Origin of the sequence: Kitasatospora sp. NPDC058115 (assembly GCF_042884635.1) — a bacterium.
In the GTDB taxonomy this organism is placed as follows: Bacteria; Actinomycetota; Actinomycetes; order Streptomycetales; family Streptomycetaceae; genus Kitasatospora.
Genome location: NZ_JBHVTL010000022.1, coordinates 124559 through 147939, shown reverse-complemented (window position 1 = coordinate 147939; position 23381 = coordinate 124559). Strand labels below are relative to the sequence as shown.

Genomic DNA, 23381 nt, shown 5'->3' with positions numbered 1-23381 from the left:
TCCAAACGGGGGAGTTGAGCACATTGCGGTCTGGGGTCGAGCCATTGGTCCAGAGCGTTCACATGCGTTACGAGTACGAGCCGGCCTGCGTCGCGGCGTCATCGACGCCCGCTTCCGGCCGCCTCGACGGTGCCGGGGAGCAGCACCCCGGGCGCCGTCCGGCACCGGCCGGCGCGGTGGCACAGCCCCCGCCCCGGCGCGCGGCACCACAGCGGCATTCGAGCCATCCTGTTTCCGGCCACCTGTGTGACACCTGTCATTCGCGAGGGAACCGATGAGTATCCGAGTGATGGTCGCCGATGATCTGCTGCTTTCCCGCAGCGCGCTCGCCGCGCTGATCGAGAAGAACGACGACATCCACGTGGTGGGCGCCGTCGGCGGCGATTCCGATGCGCTGGAATTCGCCGAAATCCACCGGCCGGATGTGGCCGTCATCGGCTTCGACGGCGCGGACAGCAGCACGATCACCGTCGCCGAGAAGATCGCCGGCATTCCGGAGTGCCGCAGCCTCGTCCTGGCCGAGCGCTACACCCGGTCGATCGTCCGCCAGACCTACTCCGGCGCCGTGGCCGGCATGCTGCATCGCAGCGTCCCGCCGAGCCGGTTCTTCGAGGCCCTGCACCGGATCCACCAGGGCGAACGCGTCTTCGACACCGACCTGACGGTCGCCGCCCTGGCCAACGCCGGCTGCCCCCTGACCTCACGTCAACTCGCGGTTCTGGAACGCCTCTCCCACGGGGACACGACCGTCGAGATCGCCGCACGACTGCACCTTTCCGAGGGGACCGTGCGCAACTACCTCTCATCCATGGTGGCGAAGCTCGGTGCGCGCAACCGCATCGACGCGCTGCGGATCGCCCGGGACGCACGCTGGCTCTGACAGCCGGACTCACCGAATTCATCGACCATTTGGGGGCGTAGTACACATGAGCATGGATGCAGTGACGGCCACCGTCGTCGGGGACATCGCACTGGTACTCGGAGCGTCGAGCGTGCTCGGCGCCCTCGCGCGCCGGATCGGACAGCCGACCGTGGTCGGCCAGATCGCCGCCGGCATCATCCTCGGCCCGAGCCTGCTCGGCAGGCTCCCGGGTGATCTGACCTCCCACCTCTTCACCAAACAGGCGATGCCCTTCATCGCCGTCATCGCCCAGATCGCCGTGGTGATCTTCATGTTCGGCGTGGGCTACGAGATCGACCTCAAGTCCGTCAGGAACCATCGCAGACCGGTGACCCTGATCTCGGTCGGGGCGATGCTCATTCCCCTGGCCCTCGGCTGCGCCATCGCCCTGGGGGTGCAGCACACCGGCGCCTTCGACGGCCAGCACACCGACGGCCGGTCCTTCATCCTCTTCCTCGGCGTCGCGACGTCGATCACCGCGCTCCCGGTGCTCGCCACGATCGTGCGCGAACGCGGTCTCGCCGGGACCTCGGTGGGCAACATCGCCACCGCGTCCGCCGGGTTCATGGACGTGACCGCCTGGCTGGTGCTCGCCGCCGCCCTGATCGGCACCAAGGGCGCCGGGGACCGCTCCTGGCCGGAGACGGCGCTGCTGCTCGCGGTGTTCGTGGCCGTGATGGTCCTCGTGGTGCGCCCCGCGCTCGGCTGGTGGTTCCGCCGCACCAACGCCGTGATGGCGAGCCAGGTCACCGTCGCCCTGGTGCTCGCCGCGGCGGGTGCCTGGGCCACCGCCAGCATCGGCCTGCACGCGATCTTCGGTGCCTTCGTCGCCGGCCTGGTCATGCCCAAGCCGGACGGCACGGCGGACGCGGACGTGCTGCGCTCGACGGAGCAGTCCGGCGGGCTGCTGCTGCCGCTGTTCTTCGTCGTCACCGGCCTGACCACCAACCTCGGGGCGCTGAAGGGCTCCGACGTGCTCCTGCTCGTGGTGATGCTCGTCTGCGGCGTCGGCGGGAAGGCCGCCGCGGGCTACGCGATGGCGCGGCTCGGCGGTCTCGACACCCGGCGCTCGGCCATGATCGGCGCGCTGCTGAACACCCGCGGGCTGACCGAACTCATCGCGCTGAACGTGGGCCTCAGCGCGGGCATCATCGACGAGCGAATGTTCACCGTCCTCGTCCTGATGGCCCTGATCACGACCGGCATGACCGGGCCGCTCATCACCGCGATCGAGCGCAGGACCGCCGTCCGCCCGGTGCCCAAGGCCGCCACCCCGGTCCCGGTCGCCGAAGTAGGGGACCACTCCTGACATCGCACACGCGCTCCGGCGCATTCGTCGGGTGCAGGTTCACCCCCTTCACTGTGTTGCGAAATGGTGAGAAGTGATGGACAAGCTGGTCGAACGGGATCAGGAAGAGCTGACACTGTCCCAGGTCTACAACGAGTCCTCCCGGGGCCGATCCCGGATCGTCGCCCTCGGCGGCCCGCTGGCGAGCGGGAAGACCGCCCTGCTGGCCTCCTTCGCCCGCCGGACCTCCGACGCGGGCGCGAAGGTCCTGGAGGCCACCGCCTCCCGGGCCGAGCGCCACCAGCCGCTCGGGGTCATCGATCAACTCCTGCGGGCCCGGCGCCTCTTCTCGCACGGCGCGGCGCCCGAGGTCCGCTCGGCCGCGGACGGCGGGACGCGGGCACGCGGTGAGATCCACCCGTCCGTCCTCGGTCTGCTGCACGGCGCCTTCCAGCGCCTGACCAGCGGCCGGCCCCTGGTCGTCTGCATCGACGACGCGCACTTCACGGACGTCGAGTCGCTGCAGTACCTGCTCGCGCTCGTCCGGCGGATGGGCGACGCGCCCATGACGATCGCCCTCACCTACTGTCCGGACATGGGCCGGGGCGAGGTGCAGCGCCTGGTGCAGGCCGAGATCCTGCGGCTGCCGATCTGTACCAGGCTGGACGTCGAGCCGCTCTCCAGGGCCGGCGTCACGACGGTGCTGCAGGACCGCCTCGACCCCGGGACGGCCGGCCGGATCGCCGCCGAGTGCCAACGACTCAGCGGCGGCCGGCCGTTGCTGGTCCGGGCCCTGGCCGAGGACTACGCGAGGGGGACGGCCGAGCCGGACGCCCGGCACCGGCCGGTCGCCGGGCCGGCCTTCGGCCGCGCCGTCCTCACCTGCCTCTACCGGGCCGAGCCGGTCGTGCTGGAGATCGCGCAGGCCATGGCCACGCTGGGCGACTTCCGCTCGGCCGCCGTGGTGGCGAGGCTGTGCGGCATGGACCCGGAGTCCGTCGGCCGGGTCGTCGCGACCCCCGGCGTCGGCGCGCTGCTGGACCACGACCTGCTGCGCCAGCCGAGCGTGCGCGAGGCCGTGCTCCGCAGCATCCCCGAACAGCAGCGCCAGATCCTGCGGTCACGCGCCGCCCGGCTCCTGCACCACGAGGGCGCCCCGGCGGTCGTGACGGCGGAGCACCTGATGCGCGTGGACGAGGCGATCCCGTGGGCACGGCAGGTCCTGTGCGAGGCCGCGGACCAGACCCTCGCGGGCGGGGACCCCGAGACGGCCGTCGGGTTCCTGGAGCGGGCCCACCGGGAGAGCGCGAGCCGGCGCGAGCAGCTCGACATCGCCGCGAAGCTCGTCGACGTCGTGTGGTGCTACAACCCCGCGGCGGCGAAGAGCTACCTGCCCGACCTGGTGGCGGCGGCCGAGCGGGGCGAGCTCTCCGTGCGGCAGTCCGCGCCCGTCGTGCGGAGCCTGCTGTGGAACGGGCAGGTGGAGCTGGCGACGCGCGTGATGGCGCACCTCGACGACTCCCCCGCGCCGGGCGACGAGGACTCCGCCCGGTACGCCGAACCGCTGCGCCTCTGGCTCCCGCTGGCGTACCCGGGCATCGCGCCCACCCCGGGGAGCCCGGACGTGTCCCCGATGGACGCCGGCCTCGACCCCGACCAGCGGGCCACCGCCGCCCTGGGCGCGGTCCTGCGGGGCGCCGGCGACGAGGAGGCCCTCCCGGCCGCGGAACTCGTCCTGCGCAAGGCCCTGGCCGGAGCGGCCGGCCCGGCCTCCTCGCTCGCCTCGCTCCTGGTCCTGATCTACTCCGACCACCTCGACAAGGCCTCGGCCTGGTGCGACGCCCTGCTCGCCTCCATCGGGAAGGCGTACGGGCTGGTCTGGAACGCCCTGCTGATCTCGGCACGCGCGGAGATCCACTACCGGCTGGGGGACCTCGCGAACGCCAGGCGCCAGGCCAGGGCCGCCTTCGCGCTGATGCCGAGGGAGAGCTGGGGAACGGCCATCGTCATCCCGCTGTCGCTCCTCATCCTCACCGCCACGGCGATGGGGGACCTCGGGGAGGCCGAGACCTACCTCGACCTCCCGGTGCCCAGCGCCGCCTTCGGGACCCTCGGCGGGGTGGTGTACCTCGACGCCCGGGGCCATCTGCACCTGGCCCGCGGGCGGCACGGCGCCGCGCTCCAGGACTTCCTGGCGGCCGGGCACCTGATGCGGCTGTGGGGGGCCGACTGCCCGTCGACGGTGGCCTGGCGCGTCGACGCCGCCCGGGCCCACCTCCACCAGGGCCGGGCGGCGCAGGCCAGGGAACTGCTGACGGAACAGCTGGCGCTGGTCCCGTCGGGCCACCCGCGCACCCGGGGCCAGGCCTACCGCGCGCTGGCGGCCACCCTGCGCGCCGACGAGCGTCCGCCGGTCCTGCTGAAGGCGGCGAGCGTGCTGGACCGCTGCGGCGACTCGCTGAACCTGGCGTACACCCTCGCCGACCTCGGCCAGGCCTACGAGGCGCTGGAGGACCCGGTCCAGGCCCGCTTCCACAGCCACATGGCCCGGACGCTGGCCGCCCAGTGCGCCGCGGCCTCCCTGCCGGAGCCACCGGCGGCGGAGACCAGGAAGGCCTGGACGGAGGCGGACCCCGCGGACGCCGCCGAGCCGGTCCGCCGGCTCAGTTCGGCGGAGTGGCGGGTGGCCGAACTCGCCGCCGGGGGCTCCACCAACGAACAGATCGCCCGCAAGCTGTTCATCACGGTCAGCACGGTCGAGCAGCACCTCACCCGCTCCTACCGCAAGCTCGGCATCCGGCGCCGCACCCAACTGCCCTCGCGGCTGGCCGAACTGGTCCCGTGACCGGCGCCGCGCCCCGGGCGCGCGAGCGGTCCGCCGCCGGTGTCCTCGACGGACACCGGCGGCGGACCGCCGTCCGGGCCGTTCAGGGCCCCAGCAGCGCGTCCAGCTCCTTGACGACCCGCTCGGTGCAGGCCGCCGCCGCCGGCACGATGTCCTGCATCAACAGGAAGCCGTGCACCAGCCCCTCCCCCGTGACCAGCCGGGCGTCGACGCCCGCGGCCTGCATCCGCGCCACCAGCTCCGCGCCCTCCTCGTGCAGCGGGTCGTACTCGGCGGTGGCCACGACCGTCGGCGCCAGGCCCCGGAGGTCCGCGTTCAGCAGGTCCACGGCGGTGTCGGCCCGCTGCCGCGCGTCGGGGACGTACTGCGCGTAGTTCCAGGCCATGTCCTCGGCGGTCAGCAGGTACCCCTCGGCGTGCGGGCTGGACGAGACCAGGGCCAGGCTCGGGTCGACCGGCGGGTAGATCAGGAGCTGGGCGGCGAAGCCGAGGTCACGGGCCCGCAGGGCGGTCCCGAGGGCGAGGCTCGCCCCGGCGCTGTCGCCCGCGATCACGTGCGCCCGGCCGGGGAAGGCCCGGGCCGTCCAGCGGGCCGCGGCCGTCGCGTCGTGCAGCGGCGCAGGGTACGGGGACTCCGGCGCCCGCCGGTAGTCGACCGCGACCACGACCGCCCCCAGGGACGCCGCCAGGATCCGGCAGGCCCGGTCGTGGCTGTCGAGGTCGCCCATCACCCACCCGCCGCCGTGCAGATAGGTGACCACCCTGGTCCCGGCCCGCTCGGCCGGCTGCGGGGTGTAGACCCTGAGCCGCAGCGCCGTTCCGTCCGGGCCGTCGGTCAGCCGGTCCTCCGCGACCACGACCGGGCCGCGGCGGTCGGCGTCGGAGAGCGGGCGCACGGCGTTCACCAGGTACCGTTCGCGGGCCCGGTCGACGGGCAGTTCGCGGTCCGGGACCGGGACGCCGTCCGAGCTCTGCCAGGCGATCAGGTGCCGGAGCAGTCGGTCCAGGGGCATCGCAACTCTCCCACGTACTCGCTCGTATCCGATCGGACGTGTCCCCGCGCGCCGCGCCGGGACACACGCGCTCCGAATCTATTTCGTATCCGGCCCGGCGGAGAGTCCCGGCGCACGAGACGTGCGGAACGCACGACGATTGGTGCGTTTCTCATATCGCCCCGGAACCGGCCCCGCCGATATCGTGGCAGGTCGGTGAAAAATCGAAAAAGGTGCTGGTGATGGAGAACTTGCCTTCGCAATCCGCTGACCACGAATTCAGCGATCCGTCCGATCTCCTCGGCCTCGTCCGCTCGACCTGGCGGGAAATCCTGGATTTCGAACCGGACGACGACATCGGATTCTTCGAGTGCGGGGGCGATTCGCACCGGCTGTTCGTGCTCATCGAGCTCCTCTCCAAGGCCGGCGGGGTGCGGCTCAAGACCCTGGACGTCATCCAGGCCGACACCATCAGCGGCCAGGCGGACCTGCTCGCCCGGATGCGGCAGGCGAGCGGGGAGTCCCCCGATGGCGCCTGAGGCCGGCGCGCACGCGTGGGCCGAGCGGCTGGCCGGCGTGCCGACGGCCCTGGAGATCCCGGCCGACCGGCCGCGGACCCACCGCGAGGACACGGCCACCGGGCGGCTGCCCGTCGAGCTCCCGGCCGGCACGGCGCAGGCCGTCCTGGCCCGCTCCCGGGCCCTGGAGGTGAGCCCCTCCACCTTCCTGCTCGCCGCCTTCGGTCTGGCCCTGGGCCGGCTCACCGGTGCCGAGCGGCTGCTGGTGGGCGTCGCCTCGCCCGCCGGCGACCTCCGGCCGGTGCGCATCGACATCGACGACGACCGCACCCCGGACGCCTTCGTCGGCACCGTCCACGACTCGCTCGCCTGGAGCCTGGAGGCCGACGGCGTCACCTTCCCGCAGCTCGTGGCACACCTGGGCATCGAGTCCTCCGGCCCGGGCCACCCGCTGGTCCAGGCCGCCTTCGGCGCCCACGACGACGACACCCGCTTCGACCTCAGCGTCCGGTTCGGGCCGGAGGGGGCGGTCGACGCCGGCCACGCCGCCTACGCGACGGACCTGTGGAGCCCGGAGGAGGCACGGGGCTTCGTCCGCACCTACCTGGCGGCGGTGGAGCAGCTCGCCGGGGCGGCCGGCGACGGCCGCACGCTGGGGGACGTCCGGTGCATCTCCCCCGACGGGCTGCACACCCTGCGACGCCTCAACGAGACCGCCGCCGACTTCCCGTCCGCCTCGCTGGACGAGCTGTTCCGCGCGGTGGCGGAGCGTCACCCCGACCGGGTGGCGGTCCGCGACGGGCGGACGTCCCTGACCTACGCCGAACTGGCCCGCGCGGCGGCCGAGCAGGCGCGGCGGCTGCGCGCCGCCGGCGTCCGGGACGGCGACGCCGTCCTGGTGGCGGTCCCGCGGTCGGCGGCGGAGGCGGTCGCCGTCCTGGGCACGCTCTGGTCCGGCGGCGTGTACATCGGCGTGGACCTCGCCCAGCCCGAGGCGCACACCGCGAAGATCGTCGCCAGGACGGCGCCGGCCGCCGCCATCGTCGGCGAGGCGGACGCCGACGGGGTCCGGCGGCACGGCGTGCCGGTGACCGCGCCCTGGCAGCCGGACTGGGAGCTCGGCACCGAGCCGGTGCCGCCGGCCCCGGCCGACCCGGAGCGGCTCGCCTACATCGCCTTCACCTCCGGCTCCACCGGCGAGCCCAAGGGCGTGGCGATCCCGCACCGCGGCGTCATCCGGCTGGTCCACGAGGCCGACTACCTGATGCTCGGGCCGGACGAACGGGTGCTGCGCCTGTCCACGCTGGCCTTCGACGCCTCGACGTTCGAGCTCTGGGGCGCGCTGCTGGCCGGGGCGGCCCTGGAGGTCTGCCCGCCGGGGCTGCTGTCGCCGGGCGAGCTCGGTGCGTTCATCGCGGAGCGCGAGGTGACCGTGGCCTGGCTGACGGCCGGTCTCTTCCGGCTCGTCCAGGAGTTCGCGCCGGCCTCGCTGGGCACCCTGCGCCACCTCCTCAGCGGCGGGGACGTCATACCCCACGAGCACGTCGCGCGCGCGCTCGCGGACCACCCCGGACTGACCGTCACCAACGCCTACGGCCCGACCGAGAACACGGCGTTCACGACGTTCCACACCGTCCGGGAGCCGGCGCACGTCGACGGCCCGCTGCCGATCGGCACCCCCGTGCCCGGGACCCGCGTCTACGTCCTGGACCGGCGGGCGAGGCTGCTGCCGCCGGGGGCCGTCGGCGAGCTGTACACCGGCGGCGAGGGCCTCGCCACCGGCTACGTCAACAACAAGGAGGAGACCGACCGGTGCTTCGGTCACTTCTCCCCCGACGTCCCCGAACGGATCTACCGCACCGGCGACCTGGTCCGGCTGGACCGGGACGGCCGGATCCGGTTCCTCGGCCGCACCGACCACCAGGTGAAGGTCCGCGGCTACCGCATCGAGCTCACCGCGATCAGCGACGTGCTGAACGGCTTCCCCGAGGTCGAGGACACCGTCGTCACCGTCGCCGAGGGCGGCGCCGACAAGCGGCTGCTCGCCGCCGTCCGGCTCGCCCCGGGGACGGCCGTCACGCCCGTCGAGCTGAGGGACCGGCTGGCCGGGCAGCTGCCGTCGTTCATGGTGCCCGTGCTGTGGGCGGTGGTCGACCGGATGCCGGTCACCACGAACGGCAAGGTCGACCGGCGCGCGCTCACCGCCGCGGCGCTGCCCGCCCAGGCGTTCGCCGCCCGGGCGAAGAAGGCCCGCCGGGAGGCGTGAGAACGGTCCGCGGACGGCGGTGCCCCGGCCACTGGTGGCCGGGGCACCGCCGTCCGCGCGCAGTCGCCGCACCGCCCCGCGCGCGGGAACGCCGCAAGGGCCCTCCCGGACCGGTGCGGACGTCGTCGTCCGCACCGGCCGGAAGGGCCCTCACCGGGACCGGCTCAGACCCCCTGTGCCTGCGGCAGCGGGGCGAACCGGCTGAGTCCGTTGGCGACCAGCCGGTCGAAGAAGGACTCGTCGAGCGCCACCGGCTCCGGGAACGAGCGGCGCAGGGTGTCGTAGGTGTGGTCGCTGTGGACCGGCGGCGGCGGGTACGCCGGCTCCAGCCCCAGCATCCGGCGGCCGATCGCCCCCAGGTGGATCAGCGGGGCGACCTCCGGGTCCTCGCGGCGCTGCGCCGCGAGCTCCCACCACGTGTCGCGCGGAACCTCCTCCAGCCGGTACCCGGCCCGGCGCAGCGCCTCGATGCCGTGCATCAGCGACACCGGCCGGGGCCTGACCAGGTGGTAGGCCTCGTCCCCGCGCGCGTCGACGGAGAGCCGGGTGATGTGGCGCGCGACGAGGTCGACCGCCTCCCCGGGCACCGCCTCCGCGTCGTCCGGCGCGCAGCCGATCGCGACGGCGGCGCGCAGCACCGGCATCAGCAGGTCCGAAGTGGAGGTGTCGCCGGTCACCGAGTGTCCGGTGACCAGCCCGGGGCGGTAGATCGTGCCGACGACCCCGTTGTCGGCGGCACGGCGCACCGCGCGTTCGGCGGCGACCTTGGAGCGCGGGTAGCCGAGCTCCCCCGCGGTGTCCATGGACGGCCGGGTGGACTCGTCCACCACGTCGATCCCGGCGCGGATCGCGTCGAGGAAGACCGCGAGCGTCGAGACGTAGTGGAACCGGACCGCGGTGCCCCGGCGTTCGCCGACGGCCGTGGCCAGCTCCAGCAGCTCCCGCGTGCCGCCGACGTTGGCGGGCGCGAGCTGCTGGTACGGCGCGGTGAGGTGGACCGAGGCGGCGCAGTGGAACACCTCGGTGACCTCGTCGGTCAGCCGGCTCCAGGCCTGCGGAGCCAGGCCCAGCCGGGGGGCCTCCAGGTTGGCCGGCACGGCGACCAGCCGGGCCGGGTCGTCGGTGCCGACCTCGGCCATCCGGGCCCGCAGCCGCCGGTCGGCGGCCGCGGGGTCCTTGGCCCGGACCAGGCAGTGGATGACGGAGTGGGGCAGGTCGAGCAGGGCTGCGGCCAGGTGGCCGCCGAGTGATCCGGTCGCACCGGACAGGACGATCGCGGTCATGCTTCCCCCAGGGGTTGCGCCGACGGGGACGGCGGCTCAGCTGCCGGCCGGCGTGTTGCCGATGAGGTCCGCCAGGTGCTGGGCCAGCGCCTGGGCCGAGTTGTTCTCGGCCACCGCCTTGGGGGCGATGCGGATGCCGAGGTTGGTCTCGATCCGGGTGCGCAGCTCCAGGTTGCCGAGCGAGTCCAGGCCGTAATCGTTGAACGGCCGGCTCGGGTCGACGGAGCCCCGGACGATCGCCGCGGCCTCGCCCGCGACGAAGCGGCGCAGCCAGCCGAGCCGCTCCTCCGCCGGGAGCGCCTCGAACTCCAGCCGCAGCTCCGAGGACTGCGCCTGGTCGCCGCGGTTGTCCTGGAACGCCTCGGCGAACGGGCTGCGCTTGGCGAGCGCGGTCAGCCACGGCGCCCGGGCGAGCGGGAGGTAGCCGGTGTGGACCCGGGTGTGGCGCAGGAGGGCGTCGAAGGCGTAGGTGCCCTCCTCCGGGGTGATCATGGTGGTGTCCCCGGCCTCCGCGAGGACGGCGCCCCGGCCGATCTCGCCCCAGGCGCCCCAGGCGATCGTGGTCGCCGGCAGGCCCTTGGCGTGCCGCCAGGCCGCGAAGCCGTCGAGCCAGCTGTTGGCGGCGGCGTAGGCGCCCTGGCCGGGCGAGCCCAGCAGTGCGGCGGCCGAGGAGAAGGTGCAGAACCAGTCCAGGTCGTCCTCGGCGGTGGCCTGGTGGAGGTACCAGGCGCCGTAGGTCTTCGGCGCCCAGTCCCGGTCGAGCAGTTCGGGCGTGATGCTCGGGACGGTCGCGTCCTCGACCACGGCCGCGGCGTGCAGGACGCCGCGCACCGCCAGCCCGGTGGCCCGGGCCGCGGCCGCCAGCCGTTCGGCGGTCCCGGGGTCCGCGATGTCCCCCCGCTCGATGTGCACCTCGGTGCCGGCGTCGCGCATCGCCTGGATCTCGCGGAGCACCGACTCGCCGGGCGCGGACCGGGCGTTGAGCACCAGCCGGCCGGCGCCGGCCGCGGCGAGGTGGCGGGCCAGGCGCAGGCCGAGGCCGCCCAGGCCGCCGGTGACGATGTACGCGCTGTCGGCGCGGAACACCGGGACCCGCTCCGGCGGGAGCACCGCCGCCGTGCCCGGCTCCACCGCCGTGGTGAGCACGAGCTTGCCCATGTGCTGGGCGGAGGCCATCTGACGGATCGCGGTCGCCGCGTCGGCCAGCGGGAACGCGGTCGCCATCGGCGGCGCCAGCTCCCCGGCCGCCATCCGCTCGGAGACCTCCCGCAGCAGACGGCCGAGCCGGGCCGGGTCGGCGACGGCCATCAGTTCGAGGTCGACGCTGAAGAAGGCCAGGTTGCGGCGGAAGGGCGCCAGGCCCAGCTTGCCGTCGCGGTAGATGTCCCGCTTGCCGATCTCGACGAAGCGGCCGCCGAAGGCGAGCAGGTCGAGGCTGGCGCGCTGTGCGGCCCCGGTCAGCGAGTTGAGCACCACGTCGACGCCGGCGCCGCCGGTGTCCTCGCGGATCTGCTCGGCGAACTCCAGGCTGCGGGAGTCGTAGACGTGCTGGACGCCCTGGGCGCGCAGCCACTCCCGGCGCTCCTCGCTGCCGGCCGTCGCGTAGATCTCCGCCCCGACGTGGCGGGCGACCGCCATGGCCGCCTGCCCCGTGCCGCCGGTGGCCGAGTGGATCAGCACCCGCTCGCCGGCGCGCAGTCGGGCCAGGTCCATCAGCCCGTACCAGACGGTGGCGTAGACGGCGGGGACGGCCGCGCCCTCCTCGACGCTCAGGCCGGCCGGCAGCGGTGCCGCCAGCGCCGCGTCGAGGGTGGCGTGGGTGCCCCAGGCGCCCTCGGTGGCGGCGCCGGTCATCACCCGGTCGCCGGCCCGGAACTCGGTGACGCCCTCGCCGACCCGCACGACGGTGCCCGCGCAGTCGACGCCGAGCGCCGGCGTCACCCCCTCGAAGGCGAAGTAGTTGCCGTGGGCGAACAGGACGTCGTGGAAGTTGACGCTCGCGGCGCCGATCTCGATCTCGATCTGGCCGGCGCCGGGGGCGCGGCGGCCGACCAGCGTCAGTTCCAGCGTGTCCAGGTCGCCGGGCCGGCGGATCTCCATCCGCACGCCGTCGTCCTCGCGGCCGACCGCGGCCGACCGGCGCTCGTCGGCGGCGAGCGGCGTGTGCTGGAGCCGCGCGGTGTACCAGCGGCCGGCGCGCCAGGCGGTCTCGTCCTCGGCCGTGTCCGAGGTGAGCTCCGCCGCCAGGCTCTTCGCCACCGAGCCCCGGTCGGGATCGGCGTCGACGTCGATCTGGGTGACCCGCAGGTCGGCGAACTCGGCGCCGATGACCCGGAACAGGCCGCGGATCGCGGCGTGTTCGAGGTTGACCTGGTCGCCCGGCAGCACCGGCTGCGCGCCCTGGGTGATGCCGTACAGCCGGGGCGGGGCGCCGTCGCCGGCGGCCAGCTCCTGTGCCACCTCGACGACCGAGCCGATCAGCTCGCGGCCGCGGGCGATGGCGTCCGCACCGGCGAGCCCGGTGGGCGGCGGGCAGAGCAGGACGACGCCGTGCCAGGTCGTGTCGGACACCGTCGGCCGGGTGCCGGCGGCCGGCCACGGCCGGACCACGCACGTGCCGCCCTGGTCGCGCAGCGCCTCCGCGAGCTCCTCGGGCGCGCTCCCGGCCGGGGCCAGGATCAGCCACGGCGCGGTGGCGGCCTTCGCCGGGGCGTCCGACAGCTCCGCCTGCTGCCAGCCGATGGTGAGCAGGCGCTCGTTGAGCAGCTGGCCGGCGTTCTCCTCGTCCCCGGCGCTGGTGCCCATGACCAGGCCGTCGACGCTCAGCAGCACCGAGCCGTACTTGTCGGTCAGCTGGAGGTCGGCGATCACCCGGTTGCTGTCGCTGGAGCGCAGCCGGACGAAGCAGTACCCGGCGGTGCCGGCCGGCGACCAGACCTGGAGCCGCTGCACCTCCAGCGGGAGCAGCAGGCCGCCCCCGCCCTCGCCGGAGACGGCGGGCAGCGCGGCGACGCACTGGAAGCAGGCGTCCAGCAGGGCCGGGTGGACGAGGAAGCCGTCCTGCGAGCTGCGCAGCTGGGACGGGAGCGCGACCTCGGCGAGGACCGTCTGGTCGCCGTCCGGCGTCGCGCGCCGGTGGGCGGTGACGGCGCCCTGGAAGGCGGGGCCGTACTGGATGCCGCGCTCGGTCAGGGTGCTGCGCAGCTCGTCGCCGGAGACCTGCTCGGTGTGCTCCTCCAGCAGCAGGTCGATGTCCAGCGGGACGGGCTCGACCCGGTCCGCCGGCGCGCTGTGCAGGGTGGCCGAGGCGAGGCGGGAGCGCTCGTCGTTCTCGGTGATGGACGCCTCCCACTGCGCCCGCCCCGGGATCTCCACGGCCGCGGTCGTGGTGACCTCGGTGTGGCCGCTGAGCAGCAGCATGCGCTCGAAGCCGAGGCCGTGGACCTCGGCGCCGGGCCCGAAGGCCTCGGCGGCGGCGCTGAGCGCGGACTCGCAGTGCCCCGCGCCCGGGTAGGCGGCGACGTCCCGGACCCGGTGGTCGGTCATCCAGGGCAGCACGGCGGTGCCGACGTCGGACTGCCAGGCGTGGCGCTCCTCGTCCTCGTCGAGGCGGACGTGCACACCCAGCAGCGGGTGGATCTTGACGGTGTGGGCGGGCCGCGACTGGCCGGTCCGCACCAGCAGGTGCTGGCGGGTCCAGGTCGGCAGCGGGGCGTCGACCAGCCCGCCGTCCGGGTGGAGGGTGGCGAAGTCGACGCCGCCGCCGGCCGCGTGCACCTCGACGAGGGCGTTGAGCAGGCCGTTCGGGGTCTCCTGGCCGCGGCGCATGCTCGCGATGGCGGCGGCCGGCAGGCTGGCGGAGCGGGCGCACTGGTCCACCGCACGGGTCAGCAGCGGGTGCGGGGAGAGCTCCAGGAACACGCGGTGGCCGTCGTCGAGCGCGGCGGTCACCGCGCTGCCGAAGCGCACGGCGCGGCGCAGGTTGTTGACCCAGTACTCGGCGTCGAAGGACGGCCGGGCCCGCGGGTCGTCCAGGGCGGTCCCGTAGAACGGCACCGTCCCGGTGGCCGGGTCGAGGTCGGCGAGCACCTCGGCGAGCTCGTCCAGGATCGGGTCCACCTGCGGGGAGTGCGAGGCGACGTCGACGGCCACCTCGCGGGCGAGCACGCCGCGGCGCTCGTACTCCGCGACCAGGCCGCGCACCCGCTCGGTGGCGCCGCCGATGACGGTGGACTCCGGCGAGGCGATGACCGAGACGACGACGTCGTCGAACGCGGCGAGTTCCTTCTCCAGGGTGGCGGCGGGCAGCTCGATGGAGGCCATCGCGCCCGCGCCGGCGAGCCTGGCGCACAGCTTGGAGCGGCGGCAGATCACCTTGACGCCGTCGTCCAGCGAGAGCGCTCCGGCGACGACGGCGGCCGCGACCTCGCCGAGCGAGTGCCCGATGACCGCGCCGGGGCGCACCCCGGCCGCCCGCCAGGCCGCGGCGAGGGCGACCTGCATGGCGAACAGGGTCGGCTGCACGCGGTCGATGCCGGTGACCGTCTCGGGCCGGGTCATCGCCTCGGTCACCGAGAAGCCGGACTCCCGCTGGACGAGCGGCTCGACCTCGGCCACCATCGCGGCGAACTGCGGCTCGGTCTCCAGGAGCTGGGCGCCCATGCCGGCCCACTGGGAGCCCTGGCCGGAGAAGAGCCAGACGGGGCCGCGCGAGTCGTCGCCGACCACCGGCGCCGGGGGGCGCTCGGCGACCTGCTCGCCGATGCCGCGCAGGCCGGCGAGCAGCTCGGCGCGGTCGGTGGCGATCACGGCGGTCCGCACGCCGCGGTGCTCGCGGCTGCGGGCGAGGGTGCGGCCGAGGTCGGCCAGCGCCGTGTCCTCGTGGGCGTCCAGCCAGTCCGCGATGCGCTCCGCGGTCGGCGCGAGCTCCTCGGCGGAGGTGGCCGAGAGCGGGAACAGCCGCCGCTGCGGGCCGTCCTCCGGCTCGGGGGCCGGCGCCTCGGCGACGGCCGGCGCCTCTTCGAGGATCACGTGGGCGTTGGTGCCCGACATGCCGAAGGAGGAGACCGCCGCGCGGCGCGGGCCCTGCCCGACCGGCCAGGACTGCATCTCGGCCGGCACGAACAGCTGGGTGTCGAGCGGGCTGATCTCCTTGTTGAGCTCCTTCAGGTGCAGCGTCCCCGGCACCACGCCGTGCTGCAGCGCGAGGACCGCGGTGATCAGGCCCGCCGCGCCCGCCGCGGACTCGGTGTGGCCGATGTTGGACTTCACCGAGCTGACGGCGCACGCGTCGTCGCCGCGGCCGTACACCTCGGCGAGGGCCCGGAACTCGATCGGGTCGCCGACCGGGGTGCCGGTGCCGTGGGCCTGGATGAGGCCGACGCTCTCGGCCGCGACGCCCGCGTCGGCGAGGGCCGCCCGGTGGACGGCCACCTGGGCGGACTCCGAGGGCATGGTGACCGTCTCGGTGCGGCCGTCCTGGTTGGAGGCGACGCCCTTGATGATCGCGAGGATGCGGTCGCCGTCGGCCACCGCGTCGCTGGCGCGCTTGAGCAGCACGATGCCGCAGCCCTCGGAGCGGACGAAGCCGTCCGCGCCCTGGTCGAACGGCCGGCAGCGGCCGGTGGGCGAGAGCATGCCGAGACCGGACGCGGACGTCGCCGCCTCCGGGACGAGCATGAGCATGCAGCCGCCGGCGAGCGCCATGTCGCTCTCGCCGCTGCGGATGCTCTGGACCGCGAGGTGCACCGACATCAGGCCCGAGGAGCAGGCGGTGTCGATGCTCAGGGCCGGACCGGCGAGGTCCAGCGCGAACGCGATCCGGCCGGAGCCCATGCTCAGGGCGGGGCCGGTGAACCCGTACGGGTGGACCTGCTCCTGCTCCTGGGGCCCGTGGCTGGCCAGCGCGTAGTCGATGTGGGCCATGCCGACGAAGACGCCGGTGCGCGTGCCCGCCAGCGCGGACGGCTGAATGCCGGCGTGCTCGACGGCCTCCCAGGCGGTCTCCAGCAGCACCCGGTGCTGCGGGTCGGTCGCCAGCGCCTCACGCTCACTGAGCTTGAAGAACTTCGCGTCGAATCCGGCGATGTCGGTGAGGAAGCCTCCCCACCGGGACACCGAGCGGCCTGGCACGCCCTGCTCGGGGTCGTAGTACTCCTCGGCGTCCCACCGGTCGGCCGGGATCTCGGTGATCGCGTCGCCTCCGCGCTCGATCAGGTCCCACAATGCCTCCGGCGAATCCACTCCGCCCGGAAATCGGCACCCGATGCCGATGACCGCTATGTCCCTCGGGTCCGACACGACGACTCCTTCTCAGAATTCATCTGTGGTCTGTACGTTGGGGTGATGCAGAAATGCCACAGCGATGGAGAGTTCCGGCTCGGAACGGACCCAGACCGGCACCCGCGCGCCGCGGTAGGACGCTTCCAGTGCGTCGCCGGATCGGCTGAGCCCGACATGCCAGAACAACAGGTCGTTTTGGGTCTCCGGGCCGTGGAGCGCTTTGAAAGCGGCTTCCTTGGCGGCGAAGAGCTCACGTGAGGTGAATCCCGCCCGCGGCGCGAGCAGAGCGTGCCGCTCGGATTCGCGCAGCACGAAACGGGTGACGCGGGGGCCGATGACCGCGTCCTCGATGTCGACGCCGACCGCCGCGGCGGCGGGGGCGACCACCGCGACGGCCAGCCGGCCGGTGTGCGAGATCGAGCCGGCGAATCCGCGCGGGAAGCGCGGCCGTCCGTCGGGATCCCGCGGCACCACCCGGTCGGCGGCGCCGGCCGCGGCCAGCGCCGCCGAGGCGGCACGACGGCCGGCCGTGAACTCCTCGGCCGGCCCGTACGGCGGCCGCACCGGGCTCCAGGCGGCGCGGAGGTCTGGGGGCACTCCGGCCGGGAGCTCCAACGCGGCCACCGTCGGTCTCAGACCCGCAGCGCCAGCACGTGGTCGGCGAGCGAGTCGATGGAACGCAGGACCTCCGGGCGGACGTCGTCGTCCCACTCGAAGCCGAAGTCGTCCTCCATCGCCACCAGCAGGCTGACCAGGGCGTTCGAGGAGACCCCCGCCTGGCGCAGCGATGCGGAGTCGGGGACGGCCGCCAGGAAGCCCGCGTCGGTGAACAGCCCGACGAGCAGCTCCCTGATGCGCAGCCGCACCTCGGCCGCCTGCTCAGGCATCCGTGTCCACTCCCTGGATGAAGGCGTGGACCAGGTCCTGGAACGTCTCGGCGTCGTCCACGTACGGCACGTGGCCGGCGGTGGGCATGACCTCGGCGCGGCCGTTCGGGAACTGCTCGGCCAGCTGGCGGGCACCGGTGGGGCTGAGCAGGAAGTCGTCGTCGCCGACGACGACCAGCGCGGGCGCCTCGATGCCGGCGAGCAGCTCCGGCTTGTGGTCGTCCTTCATGGAGCGGCGCAGGCCGTTGCCGAGGTCCTCGACGGTGGAGAGCGCCGAGAAGGCCTCGCGGAAGCCGAGGAAGCCCGGGGAGCCGAGGAACTCGTTCATCTCGGCGCTGAAGACCTCCGGGTAGAGGTGCTCGTAGAGCGCGGCGATGCCGTGGGTCTCCAGGGTGCGCAGCCACGCCCGCTGGATCTGGCGCTGGCGCCGCATGCCCTTGGGGCCGAAGACCGGGCCCGCGAGCACGATGCCCTTGATCCGGTCCGGGTGCTTGATCGCCATGTCGCGCGCCAGGATGGTGGAGGTGGACACGCCGACCAGGTACGTCGACTCGATCTCCAGCGCGTCCAGCAGCCCGATCAGGTCGGCCATGTGCTCGTCCCAGGTGGGCTCCTCGGCGACGTGCGAGGACGCGCCGTGGTTGCACAGGTCGTAGCTGACGAGGCGGTAGTCCTTCTCCAGCTGCTCGGTGAAGACCCGCCACGAGGGGCTGGTCAGGAAGAAGGCGTTGAGCAGCGTGATCGGGGTGCCCTCACCACGGGACTCGTAGTAGATCTCCACCCCTTCCCGCGTCCGGACCCGAGGAACGTCCTCGCGGTACGTGAGGTCCAGGCGGGACAGGTTCTCGTACCCTGGCATGGTTCTATCCTTTCCCTGCTTCGAGGGCCCCGGGGCCCGGGAGCGTGCGAGCGAATCCGGCGACGATGTCGGCGGCCGGAACCTCCTGTGCGATGTCGCCGCAGGAGAGACCGCAGTACATCGCCATCTCCTCGATGCGGCCGCTGGTGGCGACGGTCGGCACCGCGGCGCTGAACCGCGGGACCACGTAGGGCTTGCCCTCCACCACGGTGCGGCCGATGAAGTTCTTGGGCTGGTCCGGGTCGCGGGTGACGTCCGTCGCGAGGACGCGGTGCCGCCGGCCCGGCCACCCGATCTCGTACACGTCGGTGATGACCGTGTCGTCCTCGACGGCGTCGCAGACCGCCGACTTGAAGTACGGGTGGGCCATCGACTCGCGGGCGACCACGAAGGCGGTGCCGAGCAGCACGCCGTCGGCGCCGGCGGCGACCGCCTCGGCCGCCGCCCGCGGGGAGCCGATCCCGCCCGCCGCGACCAGGCAGGCGTCGGGCAGCAGCGTCCGCAGCTCGCCGACCAGGGCGTCCCGGTGGGCCGTGCCGAGGAGGTGGCCGCCGGCCTGGGTGCCCTGCACGACGACGACCGCGCCGTGCCCGGCCGCGCGCAGCCCCTCCTCGACCGTCCCGACCTGGACGACGAGCCGGCGCCCCGCGTCGGTGATCCGCTTCAGCACGGCGTCCTCGGCCGGGCCGAAGAGCGAGAGGTACACGTGCGGCGGCGTCTCGCCGAGCACCTGCTCGACCTGCTCGACGAGCGTCCGCGGCCCGACGACCTCCTCGATCAGGTTCACCCCGACCGGCAGGCCGGTCCCCGCGACCAGCCGCCCGAGCATCGCCGACAGCGCGTCGCCGACCAGCTTGTAGCCGCCCGCGCAGCCCGCCGCGCCGGCCTCGGACACCGCGCAGGCCAGGTCCGGGCCCGCGACGCCGCCCATCCCCGACTGCAGCAGGCTCACCCGGATCCCGAGCTTCTCGGCCAACGTGACGCGCATCAGCCCAGGCTCTCCACGGCGGCCAGCGCGGCGGCGGTGTCGCCGAAGCGCTGGGTCAGGGTGTGCACCCAGCGCTCCAGCCCGAAGGCCAGGCAGCTGGTGTGCGCCGTGTCGTCGCCGGCCTGGATGGAGCACCGCTCGCCGAAGAAGTTGCGGTGGTAGTTGATCGAGCCGATCGCGAGGCCGTTGACGACGAACTCCTCCTTGACCGGGAAGAGCCGCTGCATCTTGGCCTTGCCGCTGTTCTTGTCGAAGAACGGGTCGGTGGCCACCTCGACCCGGACGTCCAGGCCGAGCCGGTCCAGCAGCGCCAGCACGGTCTCCTTGGCCCGGCGCAGGTGCTCCTTGGCGCCGTCCTCCGGGCCGATGAAGACGATCTCGCGCATGGAGAAGCCGAGCAGCCGCTGCAGGCCGTCGTAGTGGTCCTCGTTGCGGAAGCAGGTGGCGACGGTGGTGCGCAGCACCCCGGCGTCGGGCAGCGTGCGGCCGGCCAGGTCCAGGTAGATGGCGTAGCAGGCCGCGGACGGCAGCGCGAACGCGGTCGGCTCCATGATCCCGGGCGGGACGCGGTCGAGCGGCCGCTCGGCCTCGGCCAGCAGCTTGCCGAGGCGCGCCGGGTCGAGCCGGGTGGCGGCCAGGCCCAGGTGCGGGAAGTTGTCGAAGTAGTCGAAGCGGTCCAGGTCCTGGGCGCGGATCAGGAACGGGAACCGGAACTCCGGTGCCTGCCAGCCGTCGGCCAGGCGCAGGAACGCCGCGTCCAGCGCCCTCAGCAGGCGCAGCTGGCCCGCGTCGAGAACGCCCAGGCCGTTGTCGGATACCGTGGTCATCAGGCCGCCTTCCGGCTGAAGAAACGCGCTTCGATCGCGTCGAGGGTGCGGAAGTCGTCCAGGTCGACGTCCTCGGGGTCGATCTGCTCGCCGGTCAGCTCCTCCAGCAGGAAGATGAACTCGACGAAGGCGAGCGAGTTGATCGCCCGGCTGTCGATCAGGTCCAGGTCGCCGTCGAGCTTTTCGAGCCCGGGGTTGCGGACCAGAATGAACTCGTGCACGCCCTTCATGGCTTCGGCACTCACTCGACCGGCTCCTTGAGGCTCACGCCCGACTTCGCCAGGAACTTGCGGGTCCGCTTGAGAATCCGCTCGTGCGCTTCCTGGCGGGCGGGGTGCTCCAGGGCGCGGCGACGCAGCGCCAGCGCGTCCGGGATTCCGGCGTCGCGGTAGGCGGCGGGGTTGTAGAGGGTGGCGATGCTGTACTGGAGGTAGCCCTCCAGGTACTCGGCGATCAGCGGGACCTCGTCGGGGTTGTTCCGCTTCACCTGCTCCAGCAGGTTGGTGAACATCATCCGGCCGAAGGCGACGTGACGGCTCTCGTCCTGGTGGTGGACCCGGTTCACCTCGCGGGCGATGTGGGGCAGCGTCATGTCGGTCGCCATGTGGGCGTTGAAGTGGTCGACGATCTCCTCGAAGATCAGGACCCGGGCGAACACGACCAGTTCACGGGCGAGCGGCGAGAGGTGGTCCACCGAGTCGGCCTGCAGCTTCGGCTGCGCCGGGTACAGCTTGCCGCCGTAGCGCAGGCAGAACTGGGCGAAGAACCACATGTGCTCGTTCTCTTCGCCGATGAAGTGGTGGAGGAACTCGGAGACGCCGGCGTAGGTGCGCTCGTGGATGCGCATCACCACCTCGCTCAGCAGCTCCCGGATGCCGTGGATGTTGAGGCTGAAGAAGTTGACGGCCTCGAACCTGGTGAGCGCGAGCTGCTGTTCGCGGGTCAGCTCGTCCCACATCTCCGTGCCGGCGAGCGTGGTCAGGCTCTCGCTCATCCACGGCATGTCGGACTCGATCGCGTCGGGCCACTCGAAGATCGTGTAGGGGTTGTAGTAGCCGGACTCGGCCATCTGCTCCAGCCGGTCCAGGTCCAGTACGACCGGCTCGATTTCACGTATCGCCATGTGCAATCGTCTCCTCAACGCACCGATCGGATGTCCGCGCGCACGTGGAGCGGCGTCCGCGAGCCGCACTCGTGATGGCCCAGGGGGGCGTTGCCCTGCGCCGTGGACGGAATGACTTTGTTGTAGATCGACCCGAGGCACAGCTCCCGGAACTCACCGGTGTTCCCCGGGAGCCGGGCGGCCAGCTGCGACTTCGCGATGTCGATGGTCTTGACCTTGCCGTCGTCGTCCTCCAGCTCGACGCTGGCGTGCGGCAGGTCGAGGGCGCCGCCGAGCACCCCGCAGAACCAGCCCCGCCGGGCCTCGGCCCGGTAGCCGGCCTCCCGGAACCGCTCGGCCAGCAGCAGGCTGGCCGCGATGCAGCTGGTCGCGCCCAGCTGGTGCACCAGCCGGTAGTCGGCCTGCATCGGCACCGGGATCATCTGCCAGCGGTAGCCGGCCGCCAGGTAGTCGGCGGTCAGCTCCCGCAGGACCGGGGAGACCACCGGGGTGTGGGCACCCGTGGTGGTCACCGTGGCCGTCCAGGTGGCCGCCCCCGCCCCGGGCTCCGGCCGCGTCACGTCGGCGACGACGCCGCCGAAGCGCGCGATGTCCGGCTCCTCCAGGCGCCAGGGCGCCTCGCCCTCGCAGTCCGGGCACTCCAGCCGGACCTGGAAGTCCCAGGTCTTGTCCCGCAGCAGGGCGTCCACGGGCCGGCCCGCGAAGCGGAACAGCATCCGGAACGCGAGCTCCGGCTGCGTCTGCGAGGTGTCGGAGTACATGCCGAGGTTGTAGAGGTCGTTCGGGTCGAAGCAGCGGACGCCGTCCCGCTCCTCGAAGGGGAGGCCCGCGGCGACGAGCCGGTCGATCTCCGCAGGCCCGCAGCGCAGCATCTCCTGCGCCACCGATTCCGGCTGAATCCGCTCGGAATATTCTGCGGGAATGAATTCGATGGAGTTCGCGACCCTTTCCCAGGGTACTTCCACCACTACAGGCTGGCCCGGCACAGTCCATCTCCCCAAGGCAGGTTCGACGCTCGGATCCTCAATGACTCTTCCGACGATACAGCGCGCGGATAATTCCCGAAAGATTCATCCCGCACATTGACCCGTGCATTCTTCACAATGAAAAAGGAAATGGCAGAACGCCCCACCGGGACAGGGTCCCGCCGAGGCGATCAGCATTTTTCGGAACGTCGGATTCAGTTCGCCGACCGTCGGACGATCGTGCAGGAGAAGGTGAATCCACCGCCGCCCTGGACGAGCATGCCGACCTCGCCGGGCTCCAGCGCCTCCGCGATCTCCGCCAGGTCCGCCAGGTACTCCGCCGGGCCCAGGCAGCCGGTGTCGTGCTCCAGGTACTCCGGCCGGCGGCCGAGGAGCAGGTCGATGCCGGGCTTGAACACGTTCTCGCGCATGTGCCTGGTGAGCCGCGGGATCGTGACGCAGCGGATGTCCTCCGGCGTGACGCCGGCCTTGGCCATCGCCCGCTGCGCGGCGCCGAACAGCTTCTCGACCCCGCTCTTGCCGAGCTGCGCCGCCTGGCCCGAGGCCCGGAAGACGTTGTTGGGACGCACCAGGTCCACCGGGGCGCCGTGGTGGAGCGGGGCGGGGCCGAACGCGTCGTCGCCGCGCATCTGGATCTCGAACGCCGGGTCGGCGCCCATCTCCAGCGCCAGCAGGTCCAGCAGGTCGTTGCCCCCGCCGCTGCGCCCGAGCACCACCGCGACGCCCGAGTCCCCGTAGACGGCCTCGTCGTCGCTGCGCCAGCGGTCGAAGCCGGGCCCGCAGAACCGGTCCGCGGCCGTGACGAGGGCCGCGTCCGAGTCCGGCGTGGCGCTCAGCAGCACGGCCGCGAGGTGCAGCGCCAGCGCGGCGCCGTTGCAGGTCTGCTGCACGTTGATCGGCAGGCCGGCGACGGCCCCCGACTCCTGCGCGATGTAGTGGGCCGCCGACCAGACGTCGAAGCCCTGGTGGTAGAGGTTCGAGTGCAGCAGGTGGCCGATGGCGCCGGCCTCCACCCCGCTGCCCGCGATCGCCTCGCGCGCGGCCAGCACGGCCATCTCCGGCGCCGCCAGCTCGTTCGAGACGGCCAGTTCGGTCACACCGATGCGCTCGATGTCCTCCGGGCCGAACCCCTCGGGCACGGTCTCCTTGTCGGCCGGGTACCAGGCCACCGCCGCCTTGATGCTCAGCCCATTGCCCTGTTCAGCCATCGGCTTTTCGCCCTCTTCTCCCACTTGAACGCCCTGATGAAATACCCCGCGGCGACGATCCGCCGCGACTATCTCTTGCTACCCGGCCGCCGATGCCCGATCAACCCCTAACACACCCTTAGCCGTCCA

At 73.2% G+C, this 23381-nt stretch carries 17 protein-coding genes; 5 read left to right on the top strand and 12 right to left on the bottom strand.

The genetic code is table 11. From position 1 onward, the window contains the following. Positions 1-289: 289 nt before the first annotated feature. The 3 genes from ACFVVL_RS23640 to ACFVVL_RS23630 all read left to right on the top strand — a co-directional run bounded on the left by ACFVVL_RS23640 (position 290) and on the right by ACFVVL_RS23630 (position 5034). Positions 290-880: a response regulator transcription factor gene (locus tag ACFVVL_RS23640; RefSeq protein WP_387678287.1), complete on the top strand. Its 591-nt coding sequence runs from the start codon at positions 290-292 to the stop codon at positions 878-880. A gap of 46 nt (positions 881-926) precedes the next feature. Next, complete coding sequence (locus ACFVVL_RS23635) at positions 927-2210, top strand: cation:proton antiporter (RefSeq protein WP_387678284.1); 1284 nt, start codon at positions 927-929, stop codon at positions 2208-2210. A 76-nt stretch (positions 2211-2286) separates the two neighbouring features. Then, the gene (locus tag ACFVVL_RS23630) at positions 2287-5034 is read left to right on the top strand and encodes an AAA family ATPase (protein ID WP_380296821.1); all 2748 of its coding nucleotides are present in this window, start codon (positions 2287-2289) and stop codon (positions 5032-5034) included. 82 nt (positions 5035-5116) lie between these two features. Here ACFVVL_RS23630 and ACFVVL_RS23625 read toward each other — a convergent pair whose 3' ends face one another. Then, complete coding sequence (locus ACFVVL_RS23625) at positions 5117-6046, bottom strand: alpha/beta hydrolase (RefSeq protein WP_380298475.1); 930 nt, start codon at positions 6044-6046, stop codon at positions 5117-5119. A 221-nt stretch (positions 6047-6267) separates the two neighbouring features. Between ACFVVL_RS23625 and ACFVVL_RS23620 the strand changes: the two genes are divergently transcribed. After that, positions 6268-6564 carry a phosphopantetheine-binding protein gene (locus ACFVVL_RS23620; protein ID WP_380298477.1) on the top strand — a complete coding sequence of 99 codons (297 nt, stop codon included), beginning with the start codon at positions 6268-6270 and terminating at the stop codon, positions 6562-6564. Next, complete coding sequence (locus tag ACFVVL_RS23615; RefSeq protein WP_387678281.1) at positions 6554-8809, top strand: amino acid adenylation domain-containing protein; 2256 nt, start codon at positions 6554-6556, stop codon at positions 8807-8809. The genes ACFVVL_RS23620 and ACFVVL_RS23615 overlap by 11 nt, the downstream gene beginning before the upstream one ends. Positions 8810-8973: 164 nt before the next feature. Here ACFVVL_RS23615 and ACFVVL_RS23610 read toward each other — a convergent pair whose 3' ends face one another. The 11 genes from ACFVVL_RS23610 to ACFVVL_RS23560 all read right to left on the bottom strand — a co-directional run bounded on the left by ACFVVL_RS23610 (position 8974) and on the right by ACFVVL_RS23560 (position 23252). After that, positions 8974-10092 carry a thioester reductase domain-containing protein gene (locus tag ACFVVL_RS23610; RefSeq protein ID WP_380287822.1) on the bottom strand — a complete coding sequence of 373 codons (1119 nt, stop codon included), beginning with the start codon at positions 10090-10092 and terminating at the stop codon, positions 8974-8976. A gap of 36 nt (positions 10093-10128) precedes the next feature. Continuing rightward, positions 10129-16392 (bottom strand): SDR family NAD(P)-dependent oxidoreductase, encoded by a 6264-nt coding sequence (locus tag ACFVVL_RS23605; RefSeq protein ID WP_387678278.1) that lies wholly within the window; start codon positions 16390-16392, stop codon positions 10129-10131. A 12-nt stretch (positions 16393-16404) separates the two neighbouring features. Next, a complete protein-coding gene (locus ACFVVL_RS23600) occupies positions 16405-16971 on the bottom strand; it encodes a 4'-phosphopantetheinyl transferase superfamily protein (protein ID WP_387678275.1) in 567 nt (188 codons plus the stop codon). 35 nt (positions 16972-17006) lie between these two features. Then, on the bottom strand, positions 17007-17261 hold the full coding sequence (locus ACFVVL_RS23595) for a hypothetical protein (RefSeq protein WP_380287828.1): 255 nt from the start codon (positions 17259-17261) through the stop codon (positions 17007-17009). Further along, on the bottom strand, positions 17254-18120 hold the full coding sequence (locus ACFVVL_RS23590) for an alpha/beta fold hydrolase (protein WP_380287830.1): 867 nt from the start codon (positions 18118-18120) through the stop codon (positions 17254-17256). Before ACFVVL_RS23590 ends, ACFVVL_RS23595 begins: the two co-directional genes overlap by 8 nt. A gap of 4 nt (positions 18121-18124) precedes the next feature. Next, positions 18125-19108, bottom strand: a complete 984-nt coding sequence (locus ACFVVL_RS23585) for an NAD(P)H-dependent flavin oxidoreductase (RefSeq protein ID WP_387678271.1) — start codon at positions 19106-19108, stop codon at positions 18125-18127. Next, the gene (locus ACFVVL_RS23580; RefSeq protein ID WP_380287834.1) at positions 19108-19935 is read right to left on the bottom strand and encodes a hypothetical protein; all 828 of its coding nucleotides are present in this window, start codon (positions 19933-19935) and stop codon (positions 19108-19110) included. Before ACFVVL_RS23580 ends, ACFVVL_RS23585 begins: the two co-directional genes overlap by 1 nt. Further along, positions 19935-20180, bottom strand: a complete 246-nt coding sequence (locus tag ACFVVL_RS23575; RefSeq protein ID WP_380287836.1) for an acyl carrier protein — start codon at positions 20178-20180, stop codon at positions 19935-19937. The genes ACFVVL_RS23580 and ACFVVL_RS23575 overlap by 1 nt, the downstream gene beginning before the upstream one ends. Next, the gene (locus tag ACFVVL_RS23570; RefSeq protein WP_380287838.1) at positions 20177-21058 is read right to left on the bottom strand and encodes a diiron oxygenase; all 882 of its coding nucleotides are present in this window, start codon (positions 21056-21058) and stop codon (positions 20177-20179) included. The genes ACFVVL_RS23575 and ACFVVL_RS23570 overlap by 4 nt, the downstream gene beginning before the upstream one ends. 14 nt (positions 21059-21072) lie before the next feature. Then, a complete protein-coding gene (locus ACFVVL_RS23565) occupies positions 21073-21942 on the bottom strand; it encodes a hypothetical protein (protein ID WP_380287840.1) in 870 nt (289 codons plus the stop codon). A gap of 296 nt (positions 21943-22238) precedes the next feature. Further along, complete coding sequence (locus ACFVVL_RS23560) at positions 22239-23252, bottom strand: hypothetical protein (RefSeq protein ID WP_387678266.1); 1014 nt, start codon at positions 23250-23252, stop codon at positions 22239-22241. Between the last annotated feature and the right edge of the window lie 129 nt (positions 23253-23381).

Coding starts and splice junctions, on each gene's coding strand:
- ACFVVL_RS23640 (WP_387678287.1), top strand. CDS start 290: ATGGTCGCCGATGATCTGCTGCTTTCCCGCAGCGCGCTCGCCGCGCTG.
- ACFVVL_RS23635 (WP_387678284.1), top strand. CDS start 927: ATGAGCATGGATGCAGTGACGGCCACCGTCGTCGGGGACATCGCACTG.
- ACFVVL_RS23630 (WP_380296821.1), top strand. CDS start 2,287: ATGGACAAGCTGGTCGAACGGGATCAGGAAGAGCTGACACTGTCCCAG.
- ACFVVL_RS23625 (WP_380298475.1), bottom strand. CDS start 6,046: ATGCCCCTGGACCGACTGCTCCGGCACCTGATCGCCTGGCAGAGCTCG.
- ACFVVL_RS23620 (WP_380298477.1), top strand. CDS start 6,268: ATGGAGAACTTGCCTTCGCAATCCGCTGACCACGAATTCAGCGATCCG.
- ACFVVL_RS23615 (WP_387678281.1), top strand. CDS start 6,554: ATGGCGCCTGAGGCCGGCGCGCACGCGTGGGCCGAGCGGCTGGCCGGC.
- ACFVVL_RS23610 (WP_380287822.1), bottom strand. CDS start 10,092: ATGACCGCGATCGTCCTGTCCGGTGCGACCGGATCACTCGGCGGCCAC.
- ACFVVL_RS23595 (WP_380287828.1), bottom strand. CDS start 17,261: ATGCCTGAGCAGGCGGCCGAGGTGCGGCTGCGCATCAGGGAGCTGCTC.
- ACFVVL_RS23590 (WP_380287830.1), bottom strand. CDS start 18,120: ATGCCAGGGTACGAGAACCTGTCCCGCCTGGACCTCACGTACCGCGAG.
- ACFVVL_RS23585 (WP_387678271.1), bottom strand. CDS start 19,108: ATGCGCGTCACGTTGGCCGAGAAGCTCGGGATCCGGGTGAGCCTGCTG.
- ACFVVL_RS23580 (WP_380287834.1), bottom strand. CDS start 19,935: ATGACCACGGTATCCGACAACGGCCTGGGCGTTCTCGACGCGGGCCAG.
- ACFVVL_RS23570 (WP_380287838.1), bottom strand. CDS start 21,058: ATGGCGATACGTGAAATCGAGCCGGTCGTACTGGACCTGGACCGGCTG.
- ACFVVL_RS23560 (WP_387678266.1), bottom strand. CDS start 23,252: ATGGCTGAACAGGGCAATGGGCTGAGCATCAAGGCGGCGGTGGCCTGG.